The organism is Terriglobus aquaticus, assembly GCF_025685415.1.
GTDB classification, from domain to species: Bacteria; Acidobacteriota; Terriglobia; order Terriglobales; family Acidobacteriaceae; genus Terriglobus; species Terriglobus aquaticus.
Genome location: NZ_JAGSYB010000001.1, coordinates 2,410,709 through 2,435,353, shown reverse-complemented (window position 1 = coordinate 2,435,353; position 24,645 = coordinate 2,410,709). Strand labels below are relative to the sequence as shown.

Sequence of the window (24,645 nt, the reverse complement as noted above, 5' to 3'; positions counted from 1 at the left end):
AGCGCGCTAGCCGAGGCGGAGCTGGGGTGTGGCGTTGAGGGTGGCGGGGGCGAAGTCAGCGTGGAGAAAGCGGGGCCAGGCAGCGGCCGCGATCATGGCGGCGTTGTCGGTGGACAGGGCTGGCGGCGGGAAGGCTACGGTGAGGCCGCGTTGCTGCGCGACTTCGGTGAAGCGGGCGCGGAGGGCGCGGTTCGAGGCGACGCCGCCGGAGATGACGAGGCTGCGGGCGCCGGTGTGCTCCGCGGCCCGCAGGGTCTGGCGGACGAGGTTGGAGACGACGGCGTGCTGGAAGCTGGCGATGAGGTCGAGGGTTTGCGGGTCGCAGAGGGCGCGGGCGTCTTCGAGGGTGGGTGACGCGATGGCGCTGAGTGCGGTGTGGCGGGTGGCTGAGGCTTCGCGCAGGCTGTGGGTTTCGAGGTAGCGGAGGACGGCGGTCTTGATGCCGGAGAAGCTGAAGTCGAAGGTGGGTTCGCCGGGGGTGCCGCGGTCGATGGTGCTGAAGGTGAAGCGGACGGCTTCGGGGTTGCCGAAGGCGCTGAGACGGTCCATCCAGGGGCCGCCGGGGTAGGGCAGGCCGAGGAGCTTGGCGACTTTGTCGTAGGCTTCGCCGGCGGCATCGTCGACGGTGCGGCCGATGTTGCGGTAGTGCCATGCGCCACTGGTTTGCGAGGCGAGGTAGAGGTGGGTGTGGCCGCCGCTGACGACTAGAGCCAGGGTTGGTTCGGTTGTTGTGGCTTCGTCAACTTGCGTGCTGCTTTGCAGGAGTGCGGCGTGGATGTGGCCTTCGAGGTGGTTGATGGCGAGCAGCGGTTTGCCGAGGCCGAAGCTGAGGGACTTGGCGAAAGAGATGCCGACGAGGAGGGCTCCGGCGAGGCCGGGGCCGGAGGTGACGGCGACGGCGTCGAGGTCGGCGTAGGTGATGCCGGCAGAGCGGATGGCTTCACGCACGACGGGCACGACGTTGCGGAGGTGTTCGCGCGAGGCGAGCTCGGGGACGACGCCGCCGTAGAGGGCGTGCATGGCGACCTGGGAGCTGACGACGTTGGAGAGGATGTCGTGGCCGGAGCGAACGACGGCGGCTGCGGTCTCGTCGCACGAGGATTCGATGCCGAGGATGAGACCGCTGCCCATGAGTCCAGTTTAGGCGGTGGCTGCTTTGCCACGTGGTTTAGGCCGGAGACGCGTGCGGCATGGGCGCATCCAACAGGGGATGGCAGCGCTGGCTGAGGCGATGGGGACCAAGGAGTTTGAGGCGGCGCTGCACGTGGTGGAGACGCTGCGGGGGCGCGGATTTCAGGCGTATTTTGCGGGTGGATGTGTTCGCGATCTGTTGCTGGGCATTGCGCCGAAGGACTATGACGTGGCGACGAGCGCGCGGCCCGAGAAGGTGTTGCTGGGGTTCGAGCGGACCTTTGGCGTGGGCGCGCATTTTGGCGTGGTGATTGTGTGCACGGCGCACGAGGCAAGCGGATGCGAGGTGCGGACCGAGGTTGCGACATTTCGCGATGACGGCGTGTACCTGGATGGGCGGCGGCCGGAGCAGGTGACGTATTCGGAGAGTGCCGAGCAGGATGTGTTGCGGCGGGACTTCACGATCAATGGCATGCTGCTGGACCCGGTAGGGCTGGCTGCGGATGGAAGCAACCTGCATGCGCAGGTGCTGGATTATGTCGGAGGGCAGCGGGACTTAGAGGCGCGTTTGGTTCGCGCGATTGGCGATCCGAAGCGGCGGTTTGAAGAAGACAAGTTGCGCATGTTGCGCGCGGTGCGGTTTGCGGCTCGGTTTGAATTTGAGATCGAGCCGGAGACGATGCGTGCCATGCAGGCGCAGGCCGCGACCATTGCGCAGGTGAGTGCAGAACGCGTTCGCGAAGAGTTGACGCGGATGCTGACTGAGGGGCACGCGAAGCGCGCGTTTGAGCTGCTGGATGAGAGCGGGTTGCTGCCGCATGTGCTTCCGGAGGTGGCGCGCATGAAAGGTGTGGAGCAGCCTCCGGAGTGGCACCCCGAGGGCGATGTGTGGGTGCATACGCTGCTGCTGCTGAGCAAGCTGCCAGCGGGTGTAGCGCCGACGCTGGCGTGGGGCGCGCTTCTGCACGATGTGGGTAAGCCGCCGTGCTATCGCGCTCCGGACCCGAAGGAGGAGCGGCCGCGCATTCGCTTCAACGGGCACGCGGAGGTGGGCGCGACGATGACGCGCGCGATCCTGAACCGGCTGCGGTTCTCGAATGACGAGATCGACCAGATTGTGTCGCTGGTGGAGAACCACATGCGGTTTGGCGATGTGAAGAACATGAAGCAGTCGACGCTGCGAAGGTTCTTTCGCCTGCACGACTTTCCGGAGCACCTGCAGTTGCACTGGCTGGATGTGACGAGCAGCCACAATTTGCTGGGCATGTATGACTACGCGAAAGAGCACTTCTACGCGGTGCCGGAAGAGGAGCATGGTGCTGCTCCGGTGGTCACGGGGCGTGACCTGATTGCGGCGGGGTTGAAGCCGGGGCCGCGGTTCAAGTATTTGTTGCGCGAGATTGAGGATGCGCAATTGGAGGGGCGTGTGCGTTCGCGTGAAGATGGGCTGCTGATGCTGCAGGAGCTTTTGCAGCGGGATGAGGTGAAGGCTTGAGCGCGGCTAAAAGTGTGTTGGTGATTGGCGCAGGCATGGCGGGTTTGACCGCGGCTCGCGCGCTGGCCGAAGCGGGTTGTGCGGTGACGGTGCTGGAAGCAGCGGATGTTGTGGGTGGACGTGTACGCACGCACAGGACGGACGATGGGTATGCAGTGGAGGTGGGTGCGGAGTTTGTACACGGACGTCCGCCGGAGTTGATTGCGATGGTTGAGGAGCTCGGGCTGGAGTTGGTGGAGCGCGATGGTGCGATGTTGCTCTTCCACAAGGATGGGCAGTTGCAGGACGCGTACGCTTCGGAGGACGACGACAGCGATGCGAGTAATGCACCGGATGCGTTCGATGTGATGGAGCAGGCAAGGGCGTGGAGCGAGGCACATCCCGATCGCGACGAGAGCTTTGTGGACTGGCTTGCGGAGTTGGATCTGCCGGAGCAGTCGCGGGTGACGGCGACGGCGTATGCGGAAGGTTTCAATGCGGCGGATGCGCATGAGCTGTCAGTGAAGTCGATGGCTGTGCAGCAGGCGGCTGAGGATGAAGTGGGCGGCGACGTGGGTCTGCATGTGCGCGGCGGGTACGCGCAGGTAGCGGAGCGGCTGGCGGCGAAGGTGCGTGAGGCTGGCGGAACGATCCGGCTGCGGGCGCATGTCTCCGCGTTGCAGTGGAAGCCGGGCGAGGTGACCGCGGAGCTGGTGGATGAGGAATGTGTGCGCGCCGATGCGGCCGTGGTGACGCTGCCGCTGGGCATTCTGCAGAGTGGGACGGTGCCGATTGTGCCAGAGCCGGACATGGTGCTGCCGCATGCGCGGCGGATGCGGATGGGCCATGTGTGCCGCATCTCGCTGGTGTTCAAGCGGCGGTGGTGGGCGGAGCTGGAGCACGAGCGTGCGGAGGAGTTGAAGAAGCTGTCGTTTCTGATCAGTGCGGACCGGGATAAGGGGTCGGCGCTGCACCCGATGTTTCCGGTGTTCTGGACGACGGAGCCGGAAGAGGGTGCGGTGCTGACGGCGTGGACGGGTGGGCCGCACGCGGAGGCGTTTGCGGCGCTGGATGAGCATGCGATTGCGCACCTGGCCTGCTCGCAGTTGGCGAAGATCTTTGGGCTGGAGCGCGAGGCGGTGTTGAGCGAGCTTCGGTCTCACCACTTGCATGACTGGACGCGCGATCCTCTGTTTTGCGGAGCGTATTCGTGGGTACCGGTGGGCTCGGTGGATGCGTCCGCGAAGATGTGCGAGCCCGTGGAGGGCACGTTGTACTTTGCGGGTGAGCATACGGACGTGACCGGGCATTGGGGCACGGTGCATGGAGCGATGCGGAGTGGGTTGCGGGCGGCGCAGCAGGTGCTGGAGGGCTGATTCTATCGATGAGGCCAGACCTTGCTGTCTCAGCGAACTCCACAGAACTGGTGTGAGGAGAGGAAGCTCACGTAGACTCCTGACACATGCCGCAGACTCTGAACCTTACGAGTGAAGTGCAGGTCTTTCCTTGTCCAAACTGCGGACAGACAATCAACACGTCGATGCAGAGCTGCCGCTTCTGCGGCGCTCTGCTGGATCGCGACGCGTCATTGCAAGCGGCTAATGAAACCAGCCGAGTGAGTAAGGCTGTGAGCGACGCCAGTTATGTACGGATTCTGGCAGGAGTGGCGATCGGCTTTATCTTTCTACGATTTCTGCCGTTTGTCGGTCTTATCGGGATTTTCGGCTTCGCATTTCTCGAGATCGCGATCCCTGTCCTGCTGATTCGATGGTGGGTGAGATATCGCGGGCTGCAGACCACCGACCCTGACTTCCCGCGTGCCAAGAAAACGGTCGTACTTACGGCAGCGGGAGTTGTGCTGTTCTTCGTCCTTCGGATAACAAAGATCGTCGTTATCTCGCCGTTCTGATTCTCGGTTTGCGAGTTTCTGGGGCCGTTTGGACCGGATCTCTTCAAGCCGCTTCGGGTTGTTCCTCCGTGAGTGTGCGCGAGGGTGCGTGTTTGCTCTTGGACGCGGTGACGATGGCGACCGCGACGAGGATGATGGCCATGGCGATCCATTGCTGGCCGTGTAGCGATTCGTGCAGGAAGACGGCGCTAAGGATCACGGCAACGATGGGGTTGACGTAGGCGTAGGTGGCGACCTTGGCGACGGGTACATTTTCGAGCAGGAAGATGTAGCAGGAGTAGCCGATGAGTGAGCCTGCGATGGACAGCCATGCGATGGCGTTGAAGACGCCGGGCGTCCAGTGCGCGGTGTGCCATCCGCCTAAGGCTGTGCCGATGAGGACATTGACTGTGCCGCCCATGGCCATTTGCCAGGCGGCGCCGAGTACGGGGTCCACGCGCGAGGAGTAGCGGCCGCCGATGAGCGAACCGGCGACCCAGGTGAAGATGGCGGCGATGAGGATGCCGGTGCCGAGGGCAAGTGCGCTGTCGGCCGCGGTGCCGTGGCCGTGCAGGACGAGGCCGTTGCGCAGCACGGGAGCGAGCAGGAGGGTGAGGCCGCCCATGCCGAGTACGGTGCCGGCCCAGCCGACGCGGTTGAGTGGCTCTCCGCCGGGAATGAAGGTTTCGAAGAGCGCGATGAGGATGGGGACGCTGGCGGTGAGTAGCGACGCGTAGCCGGCGGTGATGTATTTTTCCGCGCAGCCGAGAAGGACGTTGTTGCCGGTGAGCAGGAAGAGTCCGAGGATGAGCAGGCGCAGAGCTTCGCGGCGATCGATGCGGATAGACTGCCCGCGCGCGACGCGGTAGAGGAGGATGATCGCGGCGGCGATCCAGTAGCGGAAGCCGGAGACGAAGCCGGGCGTGAGGTACTGCACGGCGTAGCGGATGGCGACAAAGGTGGAGCCCCAGAAGATGTACACGCACAGAAACGCGGCGACGATGGCCGCTTGTGCGGGGCGTTTGGAGGAGAGCTGGGGCATTGCTTTCAGGGTAGCAAGTGCGATGCAGTGGAGTTATGCTGATGGCGCTTGCCGGAGATCTGCCATGTGGCGCGTCGTGTTGTGCCTGTTTCTGCTGGAAGGGTGCGCCTTTGCGCAAGGGGCGGATGCGCCGGTAAAGCTGTCCAGTGGTGTTGTCGCGGGAAACCTATTGAGTAAGCCCGCTCCTCCGAATCTTTGTTCGTTCCATGCAAACGGTGCGTGGATTGCGCGAGTAGCAATCGATGAGAACGGCAATGTTGTTGATGCGGAGATGGTCAACAGGCGCGAGGGCGACGCGGTGTATGTAGCGTGGGTTCGGCAGTTTCGCTACAAGTACTTCCAGCAGGGCGGGCGTCCCATCCGCGTGACCAGCACGGTCACTGTAAACGTGAGTTGCGAGCGCGGTACATCGCGGTGATGGTCTGTCTCCAACCCGGAGCTTCGCCCTTTCATCGCCGCTGCTTTAGCATTGGAGCGTGGACTTTCTGAACAAGAAGCGGTTTGAGTTGACGCGGGCGACGAAGCGAGCGGAGACGGATGCCGACCGGCTGGTGAGCGCGTCGGTGCGCGGTTCAGAGGATGAAGACCTGGAGCTGAAGCTGCGGCCTGTACGGCTGCGCGAGTTCATTGGGCAGACCAAGGCGAAGGAGCAGTTGCAGATTGCGCTGGAGGCGGCGAAGAGCCGCGGCGAGGCGCTGGACCACGTGCTGCTGTACGGCCCGCCGGGGTTGGGCAAGACGACGCTGGCGACGATCATCGCGAATGAACTGGGCGTGGGCTTTCAGCAGACGAGCGGACCGGCTCTCGAGAAGCAGGGCGACTTGACGGCGATTCTGTCGAACCTGCACGAGCGGCAGGTGCTGTTCCTGGACGAGATCCACCGGTTGCAGCCGGTGCTGGAAGAGAAGCTGTACACGGCGCTGGAGGATTACAAGCTCGACATCATCATCGGGCAGGGGCCGGCGGCGCGCACACACATTCTGGGGATTAACCCCTTCACGTTTGTGGCGGCGACGACGCGGCCGGGGCTGTTGAGCTCGCCGCTGCGGTCGCGGTTTGGGATTCTGCTGCGGCTGGAGTTTTATACCGACGACGAGCTGCGGTTCATCGTGGAGCGCAGTGCGGAAGTGCTGGGCGTGACGATCGACCACGATGGGGCGGCGGAGATTGCGATGCGGTCGCGTGGGACGCCGCGCATTGCGAACCGGCTGTTGCGGCGTGTGCGCGACTATGCGCAGGTGCGCGCGGGTGGCGTGATCGATCGCGCTTCGGCTATGGCGGCGCTGCAGATGCTGGAAGTGGATGCGCACGGCTTCGATGAGCTGGATCGGCGACTGCTGCGGCTGATCATCGAGCGGTACGACGGTGGGCCGGTGGGCTTGAACACGCTGGCGGCGGCGCTGGGCGAAGAGGAAGACGCGCTCGAGGAAGTGTACGAGCCGTTCCTGATGCAGATTGGATTTCTGAATCGCACGCCGCGGGGGCGCGTGGTGACACGGCTGGCGTATGAGCACTTCGGCATTGCTCCGCCGGTGAAGGCACAGCAGTGGGAGCGGCCTACGCTGTTCGAGTAAAGCGCTTGGCGTTGGCGCGATCTGACGGGATAATGACTGCTGTTCGCCCCGGAGTGATTGTTATGCGTGCCTTGAAGTGCTTTGCTGTGCCTGCCTTGTTGGTTTGCTTTGGTCCCTTGTGTCGTGCGCAGAGCGCGGCGGATTTGCAGACGCTGGCGGATTTCAAGACCGCGTCGAAGCAGATGCAGTTGGAAGCTGAGGGTGTGACGCCGTTTCGGCTGGAAGCTACCTTCAGCACAAGCGACTTCATGGGCAGGCCGGATAACCAGGGCCGTTGGACGGAGGAGTTCGCCAAGGTGGGCACTTCACGGCGAACGGTCAAAGACAGTACGAGTCCGGAGAACTACGCTCCCGAAGACCAGGCGAACATTGGACCGGCTCCGCCGACGATGAGCGGGACGTTCATGCAGCGCATGCTGATCGAGGCGATGCTGAGGCCTGGGCCGACCGACGAGGCCATTGAGAAAAGCAAGATCACGTACAAGACGCAGAAGATTGGGCAGGTAAGTTTGCGGTGCGTGATCCTGGAGCCGAACACGGTGAAGGCCCCGTATGCGCGGCGGGCTGGAACGCGTGCGTACTGCCTGGAGGCGGATAGACCGATCATTCGTTTCTCAGAACTGGCGTATGGCACCTCAGCCACCTACAACGCCCTGGCGCGTTTTGGAGACCGGTGGTTTGCGCAACAGGTGACACTCGCGCAGCGTGGGAAGGAACGCGGCAAGCTGCAGGTGACAAAGCTGGTTGCGGCTCCTGAGTTGCTGCGAGCGAACCTGCCGGAGAATCCTGCCGAGGTGTCCGCACCGGAGCAGCTTTCAGGCGAGTTCAAGGTGGGCTCAGGTGAGGCGGAGCAGCATATCGTGAAGAAAGTTGCGCCGGTGTACCCGCTGGACTCGAAGCAGAAGCACATTAGCGGAAGTGTGTTGCTGCGCGCGATCATCTCGAAAGAGGGAAGGATCGAGTCGCTGGAGGTGATCTCGGCACCCGCGGATGACCTGGCGGAGTCGGCTGTCGAGGCAGTCAGCCAGTGGATCTACAAGCCCTATCTCAAGAATGGTCAGCCCAAGGAAGTCGATACGACGATCACCGTCAACTACCGATTCGGCTAGCTTGGGTGTCGCTTAAGGCTTAGGCGGTGCTGCTGCAGGTGCGGGCTTTGCCGCGGCCGATGTTTGGGCTGACTGCGCCGGCTTGGCGGCGGTGGGCTTCTTCTTTTTCTTTTTGGGCGCGGTCTTCGGTGCCGCGGTGGCGGGTGGCGGAGGCGGTGGTGTGCTTGCCTTGGCGGTCAGCGTGGCTACGGTGCTTTGCAGCGTGCTGAGTTGTTTTTCCTGCGCGGTGGCAAGGGATTGGACCTGGTCGCTGAGGGTGTTGCGGGCGCTTTGGAGGGCGGTGAGGGCTCCGGCGATCGACTCGGCCTGGGGTGTTGGAGCGTTGCTGCGAGCGGTGACGGAGACGCGGATCATGACGGCGCAGAGGGCGTCGAGGTTGCGCAAGACGGGCAGCGAGGCGGCGACGGAGGTTGGCTGCGCGTCGGCCGTGGTGACGAGGTCGGGGAGCGTTGACTTGAGGTTGCGTTCGATGGATCGCAGGTTGCTGTCGGTCTCGTCGCGCGAGGCGGATTTCCAGCGCTCGAGCTGGATTTGGCTGACGACCTGGCTGAGGTGATCGACCGCGGGGGCGATGAGGTTGGAGGGCTTCTGGGTTTCCGCTGGTGCGCTGTCGGACTGGGGTTGGGAGCCGCTGGTCGGAGCGGTGGAGGGGATGCCGTTGATCTGGGCGGAGAGACAGACGGGCGCGGCGCTGGCGCAGAGCAGCGAGAGAGCAAGAAGGGTGTGACGGGGGATCACGGTGCCTGGGTTCCTTCGAGGGTGTGGTGCCGCTCCGGGAGAGAAGCAGGTTCTTCGCTTCGCTCAGGATGACACTGGTTTGGACTTCCGATTAAGCTCGCGGCTGTTGGTTGAGAGCGCAAAAAGTGGGTTCGGGAACCAAGAAGCCCCGGCTAGGTGGCCGGGGCTTTCCTGTTTGCGTGGTGACGAGCTTACGAGGCGGATTCGACCGCGACGGGCTCGAGGCTCTGCTGACCGGCCGGCTTGCCAGCGTCGTTGCTGCCGGGCTTGCGGATGTCGATGCCGCCCTTGAAGAAGGCGCCGTCTTCGATGGAGATGCGGGCGGCGATGACGTCGCCGGTGAGTGAGCCTTCCGAGCGGATGTCGATCCGATCAGAGGCCTGGCAGTTGCCGCGAACCTTGCCGAGGACGACGACTTCGCGGGCGGAGATATTGGCGGCGACCTGGCCGTTGCGGCCCACGGTGACGCGGTTGCCGGGCAGGTTGATGGTGCCCTCGATGCGGCCGTCGATGTAGAGGGATTCCGAGCCGGTGACTTCGCCCTTGATCATGAGGCTCTTGCCGATGGTGGCCTGCTCGCCGGTGGCGGCTGGCGCCTGGGGCGAGGCGGTGCGGGTGCTGGGCTGCTCGAAGCTGGCAGGTCCGGGGGTGGGCGCACTCGGACGGATCGGTTCGGGTGTATTCGGGTTAGCGTTGCCGGTTCCGGGAGTGTTCGGTTTCCACATGCGGTCGGGACTTCCTTTCAGGATCGGGGTCGGAGCTGGGAGTTGAGAGCAAGGTGGGCGGGCGAAAACACGCGGGCGTACCGTGGCTCTGTACAGCATCTTACGCGCCCCTATGGAAATGCATAGGCGGCAAAGATTGCCAGGTGCGGAAAAGTCTTCCCGGTGCAGTGAGTGAGCGGGTCAGCAAGTCAGAGAGTCAGCCGTTTGCAGCGGTTTGTCAGGTTTGTTGCGGTTTCGGCGCGGTTCTTTTAGGCTGCGAGGCGTATGCGACTGGGTGCGTTTTGTCTGCTTTTGCCGATGCTTGCGGGTGGACAGGGAAAGCCTGAGGCAAAGCCGGCCAAGCCTCCGCGGACGCACAGCGTGACGCTGGGCCCAATGAAGCGCGTGCCGTTTGTGGCGGCGGACGTTTCGAAGGAAGAGAAGAGCGACGAGGCGGGAACGCTGCGGGTGCGGCCGCTGTTTGTGGATACGCGGCAGAAGGACTGGACGACCGGCGAGATCCACGAGATCACGGAGCGGACGTTTGCAGTGCAGCGGGTGATGCACGTGAACGACACCCTGCCCGACGAACACGGGATGCGATGGGTCTGGCAGCCCGGGCCGTGGATGCTCGTGGATCGGGTGACTGGGCGGGTGAGCGCGCTGCACCTGCCGGATTTCGACGCCGGGGTCAGCGACGTGGTCTGGTACCGCGACTTTGCAGCGTACTGCGGTGTGCACACGGCGGCGAAGGGCGGCGGGCTGAGCGTGGTCGTGTGGCAGATCGGGTCGCGGCGGCCGGCGGTGGACCGTGTGGTCGGACGGTGGCCGCAGGTGGAGCGAGTGCGGCCGGTATGTGCGCCGGCGAAGTGGCAGCGCGAGCCGATGCGGGTGACGTTCTCGCCCAAGGGCGGAGACACATTGAGCCTGGATGTGGTGGGGTCTTCGACGGTCCTGGTGGAGGATGGGGACGATGAGGACGGGAACTGAGTGTCTGGCAAAGGAAGAAGTAAGGCCGGTGCTGGAGAGCACCGGCCTTGTAAGTTGCAGAAGGTTGCTGAGTAAGTCAGCTACTTAGCGACGCCAGCCGTAGCCATACGGACGGCCATAGTAGGCGTGATAGTACGGGCGGTAGTAAGGCCGGCCGTAGTAGCCGTACACCGGTGCTGGATAACCGTACGCGTAGGGCGCGGGATAGTAGGGACGGTATCCGTAGCCATAACCGTAAACAGGGCGGCCAACCGAGATCCCGAACGAGACCTGCGCTTCAGCCTTTTTCGGTGCGGCAAACAGCAGCGCGCCGGCCAGAGCTGCGCCTGTCATCCATTTTGTAATCGTTCTGGTGATCTTCATGTTGCTATCCTCCGTGTTACTCCGAACTGCTTTCGGTTAGTAAGAACACGGAGGTTTTGCAGATGTTGCGCGAGGAATTCCCGTTAGTTCGCAGACTGTGCCGCTTCGATGGCGGCAGCGACCTGCAGTAACTTCGTTTCCTGAAAGTGGCCGGAAAGTACCTGGACGCCGATGGGCAACCCTGCGGGCGTGACGCCGCATGGCACGGAGATGCCGCAGATGCCGGCGAGCGACGGGCCAACGGTGTAGATATCGGCAAGGTACATGCTGATAGGGTCGTCCACGCGCTCGCCGAGCTTCCAGGCGGGAGCGGGTGTGCTGGGTGTGACGATGGCGTCGACCTCGGCGAAGGCGGCGAGGAAGTCGCGCGCGATGAGGGTGCGGACCTGCTGGGCCTTGCGATAGAAGGCGTCGTAGTAGCCGGCCGAGAGCGAGTACGTCCCGAGCAGGATGCGGCGCTTGACCTCGGCGCCGAAGCCCTCTTCGCGGCTTTCACGGAAGAGTTGGGACAGGGTCTTGGCGTTCGGGGCGCGGTGGCCGTAGCGGACGCCGTCGAAGCGGGAGAGATTGCTGCTGGCCTCGGCGGTGCAAAGGACGTAATAGGTGGGCACGGCGTATTCCGTGTGCGGCAGGTGGATGGGCTGCACCGTGTTGCCGGCGGCGCGGAGCTGGTCGAGGGTCTTCTCGACGGCGGAACGGATGTCGGGGTCGAGGCCTTCGGCGAAGTACTCCGCGGGTACGCCGATGCGCATGCCGGTCGCCGGCGCTTTGGCAGCGGCAACGTAGTTGTCGACCGGGACATGGCTGCTGGTGGCGTCCATGGGGTCAGGGCCGGCCATGACCTGGAGGAGCTCGGCGGCGTCGGAGACGGAGTTGGCGAAGGGGCCGACGCGGTCAAGCGAGCTGGCGAACGCGATGAGGCCGTAGCGCGAGACGCGACCGTAGGTGGGCAGGAGGCCGACGACGCCGCAAAAGGCGGCGGGCTGGCGGATGGAGCCGCCCGTGTCAGTTCCGAGCGAGGCGGTGCAGAAGCCGGCGGCAACTGCTGCGGCAGAACCGCCGGACGAGCCACCGGGAACGCGGTCAAGCGCGCGCGGGTTGCGGACGGGGCCGAAGGCGGAGTTTTCGTTGGAGGAGCCCATGCCGAACTGGTCGCAGTTCAGCTTGCCGAGCAGGGTGGCGCCGGCGGCGTCGAGGCGGGCGACGGAGGTTGCGTCGTAGGGCGGGTGATAGTCCTTGAGGATCGCGGAGCCTGCGGTAGCGGGCGCACCGTGCATGGTCAGCAGATCCTTGACGCCGATGGGGACGCCGGCGAGCGGCGGCAGCGGATCGCCTTTTTTCGCGAGGTCGTCGATGCGGGACGCCTGGGCAAGGGCGCGTTCGTCGGCGAGCGAAAGGAAGCTGTTGATCTCGGCCCCGGGCACCTGGTCGTGGGAGCGGACGCGGGCGAGCTGCTCCGTCGCGAGCGCGGTGGCGGTGACGCTGCCTTCTGCGATGGCGGAGCGGATGGCGGCGATGCTGCTGGTGTTGTGCGTGGTGCCGGTGCTGTTGGACATGGGAGCTTTCTTCAGGGAACAGGAACAGGGAACAGGGAACAGGGAACAGCTTTGGTTAGCGCTCGATGACTTTGGGGACTTTGAAGAAGCGGCCGTCGGTTTCGGGAGCTTCGCGCATGACCTCGGAACGGTCGACGGACGGGCGCACGGCGTCGGGGCGGAGGTCGGCTCCGGCGGGTGCGGCGGGAATCTGGAGAAGCTGACCGACCTGGGCCATGGCTTCGACGCCGGTGGTGTCAAGCTGCTGCAGTCGCGCGACGTGGGCGAGGATGGCGTTCAGGTCGTGCTGCATGCGTGGCTCTTCGTCCGGGGTGAGTTCCAGATTGGCGAGCGCGGCGACGTGGCGGACCTCTTCGAGCGAGACGGAGGCGGCCGGTGCAGAAGGTGTTGAGGTCGGGATGTCGGTCATGGGGTCTTTCGGCGGAGGTCCGCGGGGGTTGCGCCCGGGGTTTCCGCGAAGAAAAGTATATCGGTCAGCGGGACGCCGCTAATGCGGGCAAGGTCGGCGACGAGGCGTGGAGTGTTGGAGCGCAGTTCGGGAAGCCATGCCGCGTCGCGCACCTCTACGCCGGCCTGCGTGCCGCTGAGGCGCACGATTGTGGAGCGCTCGGCGATGGCGTGACCGGCTGCGACGGGCCAGGCGGCGGCCAGGCGGTCGAGCGGGGTGAGGGCGTTCAGCGAGGTGCTCAGGCTGGAGCGCAGGATGTCACGAAGCGATTGCATGGGCGTTTGCTGCCTCGGTCGCTTCGGCGGGATCGGTTTGCGGGTTCTTTGTTCCGTAATGGTCGAGGAGCCAGCCGGTGACGGTTTGGAGGTCCTGGACCGGCGTGTAGGAGGCGCAGGTGCAGGGCTCGGGCTCGGTGCCGTGGATGAGGAAGCGGTGCGGGACACCGGCGGCGGCACCGGCTTCGATGTCGGAACAGCGATCACCGACGAGGGCGGAGGCGGACAGGTCGAGGCCGTGTTCGCGAGCGGCTTGCAAGAGCATGCCAGGGCGGGGTTTACGGCATTCCGTGTCGCGTCGGTAGTCGCCGAGACCGTGCTCGGGGTGGAATGGGGAGAAGTAGACGGCGGTGAGGTGCGCGTGGTGCTGGGCAAGGGCGTCGCGCATGGATTGCATCAGAGAGTGGAACTGCGCCTCGGTGTAGAAGCCGCGGCCGATGCCGGCCTGGTTGGTGATGACGATGACGGGCAGGCCCAGCGTATTGGCGGTGCGGATGAGGTCCGCGGCGCCCGGGACGAAGCGGACGTCTTCGAAGCGATGCAGATAGCCGATTTCTTCGTTGATGACGCCGTCGCGGTCGAGAAAGAGCGCGGGCCGCGAGGTGGAAGCCATACCCGTATGGTAGCCGCGGCGGGCGCGCGCTGCATCGGAACGAAATGGGCGAACGACCGCCCAGGAGCAGGAGGGGCGATGAGCGACAGCCCAAAGAACGAGCAGATTTCCACGCGGGATGAAGCGCCGCAGGAGGCGAACCGGGCGAAGACGGGGCAGACTGCGGATCCGGCAGCGCCGGGCCATGTGGCCGAAGAGCCGTCTGGTTACCGGGGTGAGAACCCGAGCACGGCCGGGATGGGCGGGACCGGGATCCGGTCGGTGACGCCGGAGAATGCGCGGGGGCACCTGAACCCGTCCGCGCCAGGGGATACCGGGACAACGCCGGGAACGACTCCACAGGAGTGAGCGGTCTGTTCGCGCGAGTTGCGGCTGGGTTACGAAAGAGGGAGGCGGGGCGGGTGTCTCGCGCAAAAAAAAATGGGGACTTCGGATGCCGAAGTCCCTCTTCTCCCAGGTCTGTGTTACGAACTGTGACTATATTGAATGAGATTTTGAGCCGGCACATCCCCTGATGGTGGGATTACCTCATGACTCTATACATACGTAATCGGTAACTAAATGCGAGTGTTACCTGCTGGTGTGTTCAGGTGACGAGATCATTGGGCGGTTTGGGTCAGGGAACGTAGGTTGTGCGGGATTTGGGCGCCGGTACAATCTCAGGGCGGGCCTATAGCTCAATTGGTTAGAGCAGCGGACTCATAATCCGTTGGTTCCAGGTTCAAGTCCTGGTGGGCCCACCAACTCTGAACTTTTGGCGTCGAGGGTGGATAAACCCTGAAGACAATGCATGTGCAGAACAGCCCTTCTTGGCAGTGAGCAAGCGCGTCTTGAACGAGGGATTGGCCTGCCTTGCTGAGGCATGACGGTGACCTCAAGCGAACTGCGCACGCGGCACAACGGCTAGAAGTGTGTACACTAAGCGAACTGTGATGAGCACCTTTGCATTTCCGGCACCCCTGCCGAAGCTGATGCTTTGTTGTTGCCACACCTGCGCCTGTCGATAGCAGCCAACCGTCCCCTGGCTCGTTTCACCAGACAAAAGCATTTCGAATCCACGCGGTACGCCGTATGCGCGTAGCGATCCGCACAGGAACACATGAAGACACTTGCCTTTCTTTTTGCTGCCTTGCTGGGCGTCAACGCGCTCGCGCAGACCGCCATCACGTCGCCCGAACAGGCCTTTGGCTTCAAACCCGGTACCGATCGCAAGCTGGCGGACTGGGTGCAGCTGACCAGCTACTTCAAGACGCTCAGTACGCAATCCAAACGCGTGTTGTACGAAGAGGTGGGGAAGACGACGGAAGGCAGGCCATTCGTCGCGGTGACGATCTCTGCTCCCGACACACTCGCGCATCTGGACGACTATAAGCGCCTGCAGGCGGCGCTTGCGGATCCGCGGGTGACCACACCAGAGCAAGCGAAGGAACTTGTGGCACGCGGCAAGACGGTGTTGGTGGTGACCTGCAACATCCATTCCACGGAGATCGCAAGCGCGCAAAGCTCGGCTGAGTTCGCCTACCGCCTCGCTTCAGAAGACAGCCCGGAGGTCCGCGCCATCCTGCAAAACGTGATCATCGTGCTCGTTCCTTCGCTGAATCCCGATGGCGAGCAGTTGGTTGTGGACTGGTACAAGAAGTATCTCGGCACGCCGTACGAGGGGTCGAACCCGGTGGTGCTCTACCACCACTATGTCGGCCACGATGATAACCGCGACTGGAGTTCGTTCACGCAGATCGAAACCAGACTCGCGGTGCAGAAAGTCATCAATCCCTGGCACCCGCAGATCCTGTACGACATTCACCAGATGCAGTCCAATGGACCGCGCATCTATCTGCCGCCGTGGGTTGACCCGATCGATCCCAACGTCGATCCGCTGCTCGTGCAGTCCATGAATGCGCTCGGCACACAGACCGCGTTCGACATCGCGCGCACGGGCAAGCAGGGTGTGCTGATCCATGGTGTGTACGACTTCTGGTCTCCGCTGCGCGACTACATCGCGTTGCACAACGGTTTGCGGGTGCTGACGGAGTCGGCCAGCGTGAACATTGCCTCACCCATCAACATCCCGTTCAGCCGGCTGGGCAAAGGAATCGGCTTCGACGCGAAGCTTGCTACCTGGAACTTTCCCGATCCATGGAAGGGTGGCCGCTGGACGCTGGGCGACATCGTTGCTTACCAGCAGGACGCGTTTTTCTCAATCGCTCGGAATGCCGCGATTAATCGGGAACACTACCTGAGCGACTACTACACACTCGGCCAGCACGCGCTGCATCCGAAAGACGCTCCCTTTGCTTACGTCATTCCCGCCGAGCAGACCGAATCCGCTGCGGCGGCGCGCCTTGTAAATATTCTGATCACCGGCGCAAACGAAGTGCAGCAGGCCAGGGCTTCTTTCTCTGCGGATGGAAAGCAGTACGCGGCGGGCAGTTACATCGTGAAGCTGGCGCAGCCCTATGGCGCGTTTGCCAAGTCCCTGCTTGAGATACAGGATTATCCGAACATCCCGGAGTACCCAGGTGGGCCACTGCAACGGCCCTACGATGTGACGGCGCAGACGCTGCCGTTGCTCTTTGGCGTGAAGGCTGTTCCGGTCAAGAAGGCGTTCCAGGTGGAGACTGAGAACGTCTCCCACGCCGAGCCGCCCACCGGCAGTTTTACGGCGCAGCGTTCCGCGCCGGGGTACCTGATCCGCGACGATTCGAACAGCAGCCTGTATGCGCTGTTTGCCCTGCTGAAGCGCGGCCTGCGCGTGTACCGCGTCCCCGGGCCGGGGCAGGAGCCGGACTCGTTGTATGTGCCGCAGCAGAACGGGCTTGAGTCGGCGCTGGAAGATGCGGCCAAGCACTTGCCTATCACCATCTTGCCGGCACAGGCTGCACCGCAGGGCGCGGCTCTGCAGGTGAGCTTGCCACGCATCGCGCTTTATCAGAGCTGGACCGCAGCTATCGACGAGGGATGGACGCGGTGGATCTTCGACCAAAACGGGATTCCCTACACTTCGGTGGTCGATGCGGACATTCGGAAAGGCGATCTGAACCGCCGCTTCGATGTGGTCATTCTGCCTGACAATTCACCGTCCGCCATCACCAGCGGACGACTGGGCAGGGAAGATGGCGACGCACCGCAGCCGCCGCCGGAGTTTCGCGGGGGCTTAGGTGAATCCGGTCTCGCCAGTCTTCGCGCCTTTGCCGAAGGCGGCGGCACGATTGTGGCTCTGAATCGTGCGTCGCAGGTCTACACGGCGAAGGACTCGCCCGTGTCGAATGCATTGGAAAGCGTCGCAGCAAAGGACTTCTACATCCCCGGCTCGATCCTTGAGGTGTCGCTGGATACGTCGAGCCCGCTCGCCCTCGGCTCCAAGCCGACGCTGCCCATCTTCTTTCAGCAGGGGCCCGCGTTTCGCTTGAGCGGCAATGCACGGTCCGCGGCAAACTACACCAGCAGCAAGCCTCTGCTGAGCGGTTGGATTCTGGGCGGCCAATATCTGCAGGGAACGTCCGCCCTGGCCGACGAGCCCGTCGGCAAGGGGCACGTCATCCTGTTCGGCTTCCAGCCGCAGTACCGGGCGCAGGCAGAGGGCACCTATCGGCTCTTCTACAACGCTCTGCTCTACGGCACATCTGTTCCAGCAACGCTGGCCGCGGAACACGGGCCGGCACACGTGACAAAGCGCAAAGGGGAGCGGCCATGAACCTGCCCTTTCCATCTTCGCTCGCTCGCTGTTGACCCCAACGGAAATTTGATCTCTGCCTCGGTACCGCACTCGTGTGGCTGCCGCACAGACCCCGTTGTCCCAAAACTTCAGGAGAGACAGTGCTGTCGTTGAAGAGCTTTCACCGTTCCAGTTCCATCCTTATGCCGCAGGTGCTGGCCCTGTCTGCCGTGGTACTCAGCGGCACCGTTGCAGCGCAGACCTCGAACGGCATTATTCACGGCCAGGTGACCGATGTGACAGGCGCGATCGTTCCTGGTGCCGAGATCGTGGTGCGCAGCCCGGCGGTCGGCGGCACGTTCAAAGCCACCAGCGACCAGGCTGGAAACTACCGGCTTGGCGATCTGCCAGAGGCCGGCAACTACAGCGTGGAGGTGGTCGCCTCCGGCTTTCAGAAGTTTGTGCGCGGCAACCTGCTGGTGCGCGCGGGGCTGGACATCGCCGTGGATGTGCCACTCACCCTTGGGTCGGAGCAGCAGGTGGTTGAGGTCACAGGCGATACACCGCTCATCGACACGCAGAACGCCGAGCAGTCGGTAAACCTGAGCGGCGAACTGCTGCGTAGTGTGCCCATCACAGGCCGTCACGACTGGTCCGATTCGCTGCAACTGACCCCCGGCATTGTTAGCGCTTCGTCCGACGCGCAGGGTGGTCAAACGTACTTTCTGCGCGGGTCTGAAAACGAGAACCATGTGACGCTGTACGACGGCATGGATATCGGCAGCTTTCAGCAGAACTGGCCGTCGAACGGCATCAGCATCTCAAACGAATCGCTGGGCGATGTGCAGATCGTGACCGGCGGCAACGACGCCACCTCGCCGGCGGCCATGGGCATGGTGATCAACCTGGCGAGTCCGGCGGGGAGCGACCAGTTCCACGGCTCGTTGTTCTATCTTGCCGGGCCAAGCGCGCTGAACGGAAACAACGTTCCGGGAGGTGCGTCGGCAAGCACAGCGGTAGAGCAGCCGGACTTCGCCGTGGGTGGTCCCATTAAGCGGCAGCGGGCGTGGTTCTTTGCTTCTGGCCGCTATATCAACCGCAACGACAGCATCAGCCAGACGAGCACGCAGACCGGCTACCTGACTTCGCTCGCACCCGGCTTTCAGAACTTCTCGAATCAGTCGCGCGGTTTTGTCTTTCTGGGTGACGTCACATTCCAGCTTTCGGACAAGCATCGGCTGATCGGCCTGGTGCAGTACGACAGCCGCAAGCAGGATGCGAATTACCAGTGGTACGCGGCCAACATTGCACATTCGCAGTACGGTGGCGGCGCCTATGGTGCGCGCCTGGTCTCGCAGTGGAACCCGCGGCTTACGACACGCTTCCTGGTCTCCTACAACAACAAGGGCAGCAATTCGAGTCTGTCGGCCATTGGTGGTGTCGGCAGCCAGCCTGAAGTGGATGTGTACCAGAGCTATGCACTCTCGAGCGGAACCTACATCGGCCAAGGTTCCACGCTCGTCACGTTGAACAATCTTTCGTCGGTGGGGACGAACCCGGCCAGCAAACCTACCTTCTCGGGCGACGTGGATTACGTGATTCCATCCAAGTGGGGTGAGCACCTGCTGCAAGCCGGCTTCTATGTGATCCCGCATGAACTGAGCAAGGCAACGACGTACTACGCGAATAACGGATCGGTTGTGCTGCAGAATGCCGTGCTGAACAACCCGAACGATCCGTCGCAGGGCTATCGCATCTTCAGCCAGCAGAGTGTGGCCGCGACAAGCCTGCTGACCAACTACATCAGCGCTAAGGACGCGGCGTGGTACATCCAGGACCGCTGGCGTCCCTTCTCGCGGCTCAGCATCACGGGTGGTCTGCGGCCTGACTGGATTTCCGCCAGCGATCGCATCGCGAAGCAGACGATTCAGCACTCCTGGAACTGGGCGCCGCGCGTCGCGGGTGCGTTCGTGCTCACGCACGATCAGCGCCATGTGATCCGCGCCAGCTGGACCAAGATCACCGACATCACGAATGCGAGCTACCTGGGCGCGAATGCTGTGGGCGGCACGAACACGGCGGCGACCACTACTACTTACTTCAACCCGAACGGATCGGTCCTCAACACTGTCACTACGCCGGCTACCAGCGCCGCAGCATCCGGCCGCAGCTTCGACCCGAATCGTCACCAGGGCTTCGTCCGAGAGTGGCTTGTCGGCTATCGCGGCCAGTTGCCGAAGGAAGTGACGGTCGACGTCAGCTACATCCATCGCGAGTACCGCGACCGCCCGGCGGCGTACGACACCAATCAGATCTACAACACGACCGCGGGGGGTACGGTGTGGGGCGGCCTGGTGAACCCCGCGCTGAACAACACCTACTTGATCACCAACAACAAATGGAACTGGCTGGTCGCCGACGGTGTCGAATTCACGGTAAGCCGCCAGACTAAGGCGCTGCAGGTGTTCAGCACTTACACCTACTCGCCGGACCATATTGCCGGCACCTGGCAGCCCAACGACCCGGCGTCGTTCATAGAGCCGCAGAAGTTCGCGAACAACAACGGCATCGGATCGGTGCGTGGTTATGTAACAAACAGCTACACGGGCGACACCCGGGACCGCATGTGGCAGCGGCACGAGTCGCGCACCGGTGTGACGTACAAGGCGCCGTGGAACATCCGTCTGGGCACGTTGCTCACGGCGCAGTCGGGCAGTGCAGGCGGTCCTGTGGTGACGACGCTGACGGCGCTTGGAACGCCCTATGCCGGCCAGTACGGCCCGGCGACGCTGCGCATCAGCGGCCGCACGGTCACAAACCCGCTGGCAACCACGTACCGCTTTCGCTACGACGATCGCGGTACCGGGCAGATCTATTGCCCATGGCTGCTGCAGTGGAACCTGTCCGCCGGCCGCGAGTTCCACATAACAGATCGGCAGTCCATCCAAGCCGATTTGAACCTGTACAACGTGACCAATAACGGTGCGGGCCAGCAGTTCGTGAACGGCTACAACATCGCGTCCAGCACCTTTGGCCAACTACAGAACGTTCAGCAGCCCCGGTCCGCTCAGATTAGCGCACGTTACCGCTTCTAAGGCACCCTTCGGAGAACTTGCATGTCGATGCTCTCTTACAAGCTTTTTGCGGCCGCTGCACTTATGGCCGGCGCCTCGTGGATGCAGTTGCCGGCTGCGGAGACCCCGGCGAAGTTTACGCTGCAGGACCTGCTGGCAGTGGAGCCCCTGGGTGAGGCTGCGCTGTCGCCCGATGGCAAGACGTTTGCGTTGGTGCGTGGTGGGCAGATTGGCATGATGCCTGCGGACGGTGGCTGGCCCGTGGTTCTTACCACCACGCCCGGTGGCAAGTCCGGTGTGCAGTGGTCGCCGGATGGCAGGCACCTGGCCTACGCCAGCCAGGGCAGCATCTGGTCGGTTGCCGTGGATGGTGGTGCGCCGAGGCGGCTTACCAACGCACCGGCTGGAGCGGGCGACCCACGCCAGGCGGGAGACCGTGACCCGCACTGGTCGCCCGATGGGAAATGGATCGTGTTCGCCAGCGGACGACGCGGAAACAGCAGCTTGCTGGCGGTGAGCGCGGACGGCACGACAACATCGTTTCTGACGCCACCCACGGAAGAGGCAAGCGCGGCCGAGTGGTCGCACGACGGCAGGTCGATCGCTTACGTCTCTCGCACGAAGGACAGCTTCAGCGGAAGCATTCGACTGCTGCGCTTTGCGCCCGGCGCCGCGGAGTTCGATGCCAAGGCGATTCGCACGCTCTACACTGCGCCGGTCGATCGGGGCGGCGGTTGGTCCATTCGATCGTTGAGCTGGTCGCATGACGATCGGCAGATCGCAACCGCCCTGCAGAACTCGGGGTGGGAGCACATCTACGTGGTGCCGGTAAGTGGTGGAGCTCCCAAGCAGCTTACCGAAGGCCACTTTGAAGATAGCGATCCGGAGTTCTCGCCGGATGGGAAAAACATTGTCTTCGTCTCCAATCGTGACCTCGCGGAGGCATCGGCCATCTGGGTCGTTCCAGCCTCAGGCGGGGAAGCTCATGCCGCGGCAAAATTTCAGGCGGCGGGCGTGAGCTCAAGCCCGCGCTGGTCCGACGACGGCAAGCAAATCTACTTTCATCGGCAGACCGCGACCACAACAGGCGATGTGTACACGGTGCCGAGCGATGCAGCCGACAAGGCGCGGTCCCTGTCCAGCACGACGCCGGTCACGATCGCCCGAGCGTTCCAAACACCCGAACGCGTTACGTGGAAGAGCAAGGACGGCCGTGAGATCAGCGGTCTTCTGTACAAACCGCAGAGCGCCAGGCCAGGTGCAAAGCTGCCTGCGGTGCTATGGATTCACGGTGGCCCTGAGGGACAGGACGTGTACCGCGCAGATGGCTGGGCGCAGTACCTCGCACAAGAGGGGTACCTGGTGCTTGAGCCGAACTACCGCGGCAGCACCGGCTACGGCGAGGCATTCCGCAACGCCAACGTGGAGGACTCGAACGGCGGCGAGGTGGATGACGTTGCAGCGGGCGCCGAGTTCCTTGTCACGCAGAAGGGTGCAGACCCGGCCCGGCTCGGCATTGGCGGTGGCAGCCACGGCGGCACCATGGTGGCTTACATGGTCACGCGCTATCCCGACCTGTTTGCAGCGGCTATCGAGCTGTACGGTGTGGTCGACCGGGCGCTGTTTCTGGAGAGAACCAATGGCCCGTCCGCGATCCGCTGGAGCATGAAGATGGGCGGCAGCCCGTCGGAAAAACCGGAGAACTATCGGCGCGCGAATGTTCTGCTCTCGATCGATAAGGTGCACACGCCGCTCCTGGTCATGCACGGGCAGAACGATCCGCAGGTACCGCCCGCGGAGTCGGCACGCTTCGTGGAAGCCCTGCACGCAGCGCACAAGACGGTGTTCTACTTCACCTACGCTGGGGAACTCCACGGCTTTGCGCAACCGGCCCACAGGCTGGACGCGTGGGAAAAGCAGAAGGCATTTTTCGACCACTATCTATCTCCCAAGCAGGGGCTAACGAGCACATCCACAGAAGAGGTGCTCTTTCCGGGATCCGGTGTGAAAGGCGCCTCCCCAAGTACCGTGGAAGGCGTTGCGCTCCCGTAGCGAAGCGGAGAAGACGTCCTCGACGTTCGATCGGCGGAACAGGTTAGGAAGCTAGCTGGTGATACAAACGGTAGTGCTCCCGCTGAATCGCGAAGAATGGCTTGAATGTGATGTTCCCATTCCGCTGCGAGGCGACTAACCACTCGTTGGAGCCTTGGCTTTTCTGCGAGGCTCCGAGTAGCTGCGCGCGACTGAACCGGGCGTGTACGTCGTTCACCGCGAAAAGAGTGAGGGGACCCTGCATAAGCGCGACATTGTCCGGGTTCTTGGAGTCGACCGCCTTGAGCGCAATCGGCATGTCCAGGGTGTACTCGATGGTGTCGCTGTTCTTCCACTCACGCTGGATCGCAAGGAAGGTGCCAGGCCGGAGCGACGATGCGAATGGCTTCCCGTTCACGCGGACAGCCGTCTTGGGACCCGCCCAAGCCGGCACACGAAGATGCACAGCAAAGGTCGCAGGCCTGGGCGCGAGGACACGAAGCGTGGTCACTGGCACAAGGGGGTATTGTGTACGCTGTTCCAGCGCGTATCGTGCACCGCTCTGCTGCCACGAGACGCGCGACGGCACGAACAGGTTGACATAGACGGCTCCCGGTGCGCGGAAGTAGCTCGAAATACCGTAGTCGGCTGTGATCTGCGGCAGAGTGCCGGAGCAGCAGGGCCACTTATCCGGGTGAAAGCCCTTCACAGCATCGTTGTTGTAGTCGGAGTAGTAGAAACTCTGGCCGTCTTCCTGGATCGGCAGGGAACCGAGCACCGTGTTGTAGAGAATGGCCTCCATGCTGTCCCCATAGGTGCTATCGCCAGTGATGCGCATGAGGTATCGCGCCATCTTGAAGTGCCCGTACGCGCCACACGGCGTCTCGAAGCTCGCGTGGGTGTCCTCAAGGCTCTTCGCCAGGGCGTCGGTATCGGGTTTGCGGAACGATTCGTTGGGGCCCCAGCCGCCAGTCGCAAAGCTCTGCGTGGAGAGAACGAAGTTGAAGCCATTCGTTGCGGCTCGCAAGTGCTTTTCGCTTCCTGTCACCAGGTAGGCCTGCACTGCGGAGCAGAGCGCATTGAGATGGCTGTATGCATGCTCGCCAGGCAGCACATTCTTTCCTTCGCTTAGGGGATTGAAGTAGGTGTCGTCCTGAAGGAATCGGATCGCTAACTCGCGGTAGCGCACATCTCCACTCCGCTGATAGGCAAGGAAGAAGTTCTCAGGAAGTGTGTAGCTCTCATCCCACGTCCATGCGACGTTCGGGTGCGGTCGCTCCGCCATCTCGGCACGGTTCAGGGCCTTCGGTGGAAGGAAGGGAAGTACCACGTCTGTTGCGTGATTCAGCACAGCCAAGGCGTCGCGTTGGCCTGCAAATTGGTGAGCGTCGATCAAACCGCAGGTTGTCTTGTCCGACGTGTAGGCGGGGAGGCAGTAATCGTTCCAGAACTTTGGAGAGATGGTCGCCGCATAGCCCTTTACGAGCCGGTCCACCTTGGCTTGTGTGTTCTTGTCGCCCGTGACCGCGTACGCTCTCGCCAAGGCAGAGAGGTACTGCCCGAAGGTATGCCCAGGGATGTAGCCGGTCATGTTCCTGGGTGGGTCGAAGTTCGGTGACGCCGTATACCAGCCGCCCATGTCCTCGCCCGGTGCTGGCTGCCCAGCGGCTACACGGAATGGCTTGAGCATCATGTCATCGCTCAGGTTCAGGAAGAAGGTATGGTTCTGTCTGAACTGGTCGAGCATGGGGCCGTCCAGCAACTCCACCTGACCGTAGTCGAACTGCTCGAGGCGGGTCTTACCAACAACGGGTGAGATGGCCGCGAAAGAGCGAGGACGAAGCAAAGCCCAACCAGCACTGAGCGTTCCCGTCTTGACCAGAGCTCTTCTAGAGATCGGAGCGGACATTTCAGCCCCCGTAAGTAGATGGGTTTGGTCTGGCAACTACGCAGCAAGGATATAGGAAGCAGATAGAGCGA

The 24,645-nt window shown here is 63.1% G+C and carries 21 protein-coding genes and 1 tRNA gene; 12 read left to right on the top strand and 10 right to left on the bottom strand.

From position 1 onward, the window contains the following. Nucleotides 1-6: 6 nt before the first annotated feature. Entirely contained in the window at nucleotides 7-1,131 is a 1,125-nt protein-coding gene (gene tsaD, locus OHL12_RS10190) for a tRNA (adenosine(37)-N6)-threonylcarbamoyltransferase complex transferase subunit TsaD (protein WP_263413712.1), read from the bottom strand. Nucleotides 1,132-1,210: 79 nt separating this feature from the next. On the opposite strand from tsaD, the gene OHL12_RS10185 reads away from it, so the two are divergent. From OHL12_RS10185 to OHL12_RS10175, 3 genes are all read left to right on the top strand, one after another. Continuing rightward, a complete protein-coding gene (locus OHL12_RS10185; protein ID WP_263413711.1) occupies nucleotides 1,211-2,626 on the top strand; it encodes a CCA tRNA nucleotidyltransferase in 1,416 nt (471 codons plus the stop codon). Further along, complete coding sequence (locus tag OHL12_RS10180; RefSeq protein WP_263413710.1) at nucleotides 2,623-3,981, top strand: flavin monoamine oxidase family protein; 1,359 nt, start codon at nucleotides 2,623-2,625, stop codon at nucleotides 3,979-3,981. Before OHL12_RS10185 ends, OHL12_RS10180 begins: the two co-directional genes overlap by 4 nt. Nucleotides 3,982-4,067: 86 nt before the next feature. Beyond that, nucleotides 4,068-4,514 (top strand): zinc ribbon domain-containing protein, encoded by a 447-nt coding sequence (locus OHL12_RS10175; RefSeq protein WP_263413709.1) that lies wholly within the window; start codon nucleotides 4,068-4,070, stop codon nucleotides 4,512-4,514. Nucleotides 4,515-4,557: 43 nt separating this feature from the next. Here OHL12_RS10175 and OHL12_RS10170 read toward each other — a convergent pair whose 3' ends face one another. Continuing rightward, nucleotides 4,558-5,535 (bottom strand): DMT family transporter, encoded by a 978-nt coding sequence (locus OHL12_RS10170; protein ID WP_263413708.1) that lies wholly within the window; start codon nucleotides 5,533-5,535, stop codon nucleotides 4,558-4,560. A gap of 64 nt (nucleotides 5,536-5,599) precedes the next feature. Between OHL12_RS10170 and OHL12_RS10165 the strand changes: the two genes are divergently transcribed. From OHL12_RS10165 to OHL12_RS10155, 3 genes are all read left to right on the top strand, one after another. Continuing rightward, nucleotides 5,600-5,953, top strand: a complete 354-nt coding sequence (locus OHL12_RS10165) for an energy transducer TonB (RefSeq protein ID WP_263413707.1) — start codon at nucleotides 5,600-5,602, stop codon at nucleotides 5,951-5,953. Between the two features lie 58 nt (nucleotides 5,954-6,011). Further along, nucleotides 6,012-7,109 carry a Holliday junction branch migration DNA helicase RuvB gene (gene ruvB, locus OHL12_RS10160; protein WP_317889815.1) on the top strand — a complete coding sequence of 366 codons (1,098 nt, stop codon included), beginning with the start codon at nucleotides 6,012-6,014 and terminating at the stop codon, nucleotides 7,107-7,109. A 62-nt stretch (nucleotides 7,110-7,171) separates the two neighbouring features. After that, the gene (locus OHL12_RS10155) at nucleotides 7,172-8,218 is read left to right on the top strand and encodes an energy transducer TonB (protein WP_263413706.1); all 1,047 of its coding nucleotides are present in this window, start codon (nucleotides 7,172-7,174) and stop codon (nucleotides 8,216-8,218) included. A gap of 12 nt (nucleotides 8,219-8,230) precedes the next feature. Here the strand turns inward: OHL12_RS10155 and OHL12_RS10150 are convergent, their stop codons facing one another. Both OHL12_RS10150 and OHL12_RS10145 read right to left on the bottom strand, forming a co-directional pair. Continuing rightward, nucleotides 8,231-8,956: a hypothetical protein gene (locus tag OHL12_RS10150; RefSeq protein WP_263413705.1), complete on the bottom strand. Its 726-nt coding sequence runs from the start codon at nucleotides 8,954-8,956 to the stop codon at nucleotides 8,231-8,233. A 191-nt stretch (nucleotides 8,957-9,147) separates the two neighbouring features. After that, the gene (locus OHL12_RS10145) at nucleotides 9,148-9,681 is read right to left on the bottom strand and encodes a bactofilin family protein (protein ID WP_263413704.1); all 534 of its coding nucleotides are present in this window, start codon (nucleotides 9,679-9,681) and stop codon (nucleotides 9,148-9,150) included. 360 nt (nucleotides 9,682-10,041) lie between these two features. Here OHL12_RS10145 and OHL12_RS10140 point away from each other — a divergent pair, with 360 nt between their 5' ends. Beyond that, a complete protein-coding gene (locus OHL12_RS10140; protein ID WP_263413703.1) occupies nucleotides 10,042-10,650 on the top strand; it encodes a hypothetical protein in 609 nt (202 codons plus the stop codon). Nucleotides 10,651-10,734: 84 nt separating this feature from the next. Here OHL12_RS10140 and OHL12_RS10135 read toward each other — a convergent pair whose 3' ends face one another. The 5 genes from OHL12_RS10135 to OHL12_RS10115 form a co-directional block, all read right to left on the bottom strand. Then, the gene (locus OHL12_RS10135) at nucleotides 10,735-11,013 is read right to left on the bottom strand and encodes a hypothetical protein (RefSeq protein ID WP_263413702.1); all 279 of its coding nucleotides are present in this window, start codon (nucleotides 11,011-11,013) and stop codon (nucleotides 10,735-10,737) included. Between the two features lie 83 nt (nucleotides 11,014-11,096). Further along, the gene (gene gatA / locus OHL12_RS10130; protein ID WP_263413701.1) at nucleotides 11,097-12,569 is read right to left on the bottom strand and encodes an Asp-tRNA(Asn)/Glu-tRNA(Gln) amidotransferase subunit GatA; all 1,473 of its coding nucleotides are present in this window, start codon (nucleotides 12,567-12,569) and stop codon (nucleotides 11,097-11,099) included. 55 nt (nucleotides 12,570-12,624) lie between these two features. Then, the gene (gene gatC / locus OHL12_RS10125) at nucleotides 12,625-12,978 is read right to left on the bottom strand and encodes an Asp-tRNA(Asn)/Glu-tRNA(Gln) amidotransferase subunit GatC (RefSeq protein ID WP_263413700.1); all 354 of its coding nucleotides are present in this window, start codon (nucleotides 12,976-12,978) and stop codon (nucleotides 12,625-12,627) included. Next, complete coding sequence (locus OHL12_RS10120; RefSeq protein ID WP_263413699.1) at nucleotides 12,975-13,292, bottom strand: DUF721 domain-containing protein; 318 nt, start codon at nucleotides 13,290-13,292, stop codon at nucleotides 12,975-12,977. Before OHL12_RS10120 ends, gatC begins: the two co-directional genes overlap by 4 nt. Next, nucleotides 13,276-13,905, bottom strand: a complete 630-nt coding sequence (locus OHL12_RS10115) for a D-glycero-alpha-D-manno-heptose-1,7-bisphosphate 7-phosphatase (protein ID WP_263413698.1) — start codon at nucleotides 13,903-13,905, stop codon at nucleotides 13,276-13,278. Before OHL12_RS10115 ends, OHL12_RS10120 begins: the two co-directional genes overlap by 17 nt. A 78-nt stretch (nucleotides 13,906-13,983) precedes the next feature. Between OHL12_RS10115 and OHL12_RS10110 the strand changes: the two genes are divergently transcribed. From OHL12_RS10110 to OHL12_RS10090, 5 genes are all read left to right on the top strand, one after another. Further along, nucleotides 13,984-14,253, top strand: coding sequence for a hypothetical protein (locus OHL12_RS10110; protein ID WP_263413697.1), 270 nt, complete (start codon nucleotides 13,984-13,986; stop codon nucleotides 14,251-14,253). 318 nt (nucleotides 14,254-14,571) lie between these two features. Beyond that, a tRNA-Ile gene (locus OHL12_RS10105) sits at nucleotides 14,572-14,648 on the top strand. Between the two features lie 356 nt (nucleotides 14,649-15,004). Further along, nucleotides 15,005-17,599, top strand: coding sequence for a M14 family metallopeptidase (locus OHL12_RS10100; protein ID WP_263413696.1), 2,595 nt, complete (start codon nucleotides 15,005-15,007; stop codon nucleotides 17,597-17,599). Nucleotides 17,600-17,721: 122 nt separating this feature from the next. Continuing rightward, complete coding sequence (locus OHL12_RS10095; RefSeq protein WP_263413695.1) at nucleotides 17,722-20,655, top strand: TonB-dependent receptor; 2,934 nt, start codon at nucleotides 17,722-17,724, stop codon at nucleotides 20,653-20,655. A gap of 21 nt (nucleotides 20,656-20,676) precedes the next feature. Beyond that, on the top strand, nucleotides 20,677-22,686 hold the full coding sequence (locus tag OHL12_RS10090) for a S9 family peptidase (protein WP_263413694.1): 2,010 nt from the start codon (nucleotides 20,677-20,679) through the stop codon (nucleotides 22,684-22,686). A 43-nt stretch (nucleotides 22,687-22,729) separates the two neighbouring features. Here the strand turns inward: OHL12_RS10090 and OHL12_RS10085 are convergent, their stop codons facing one another. Beyond that, complete coding sequence (locus tag OHL12_RS10085; RefSeq protein WP_263413693.1) at nucleotides 22,730-24,511, bottom strand: glycoside hydrolase family 127 protein; 1,782 nt, start codon at nucleotides 24,509-24,511, stop codon at nucleotides 22,730-22,732. Nucleotides 24,512-24,645 lie beyond the last annotated feature (134 nt).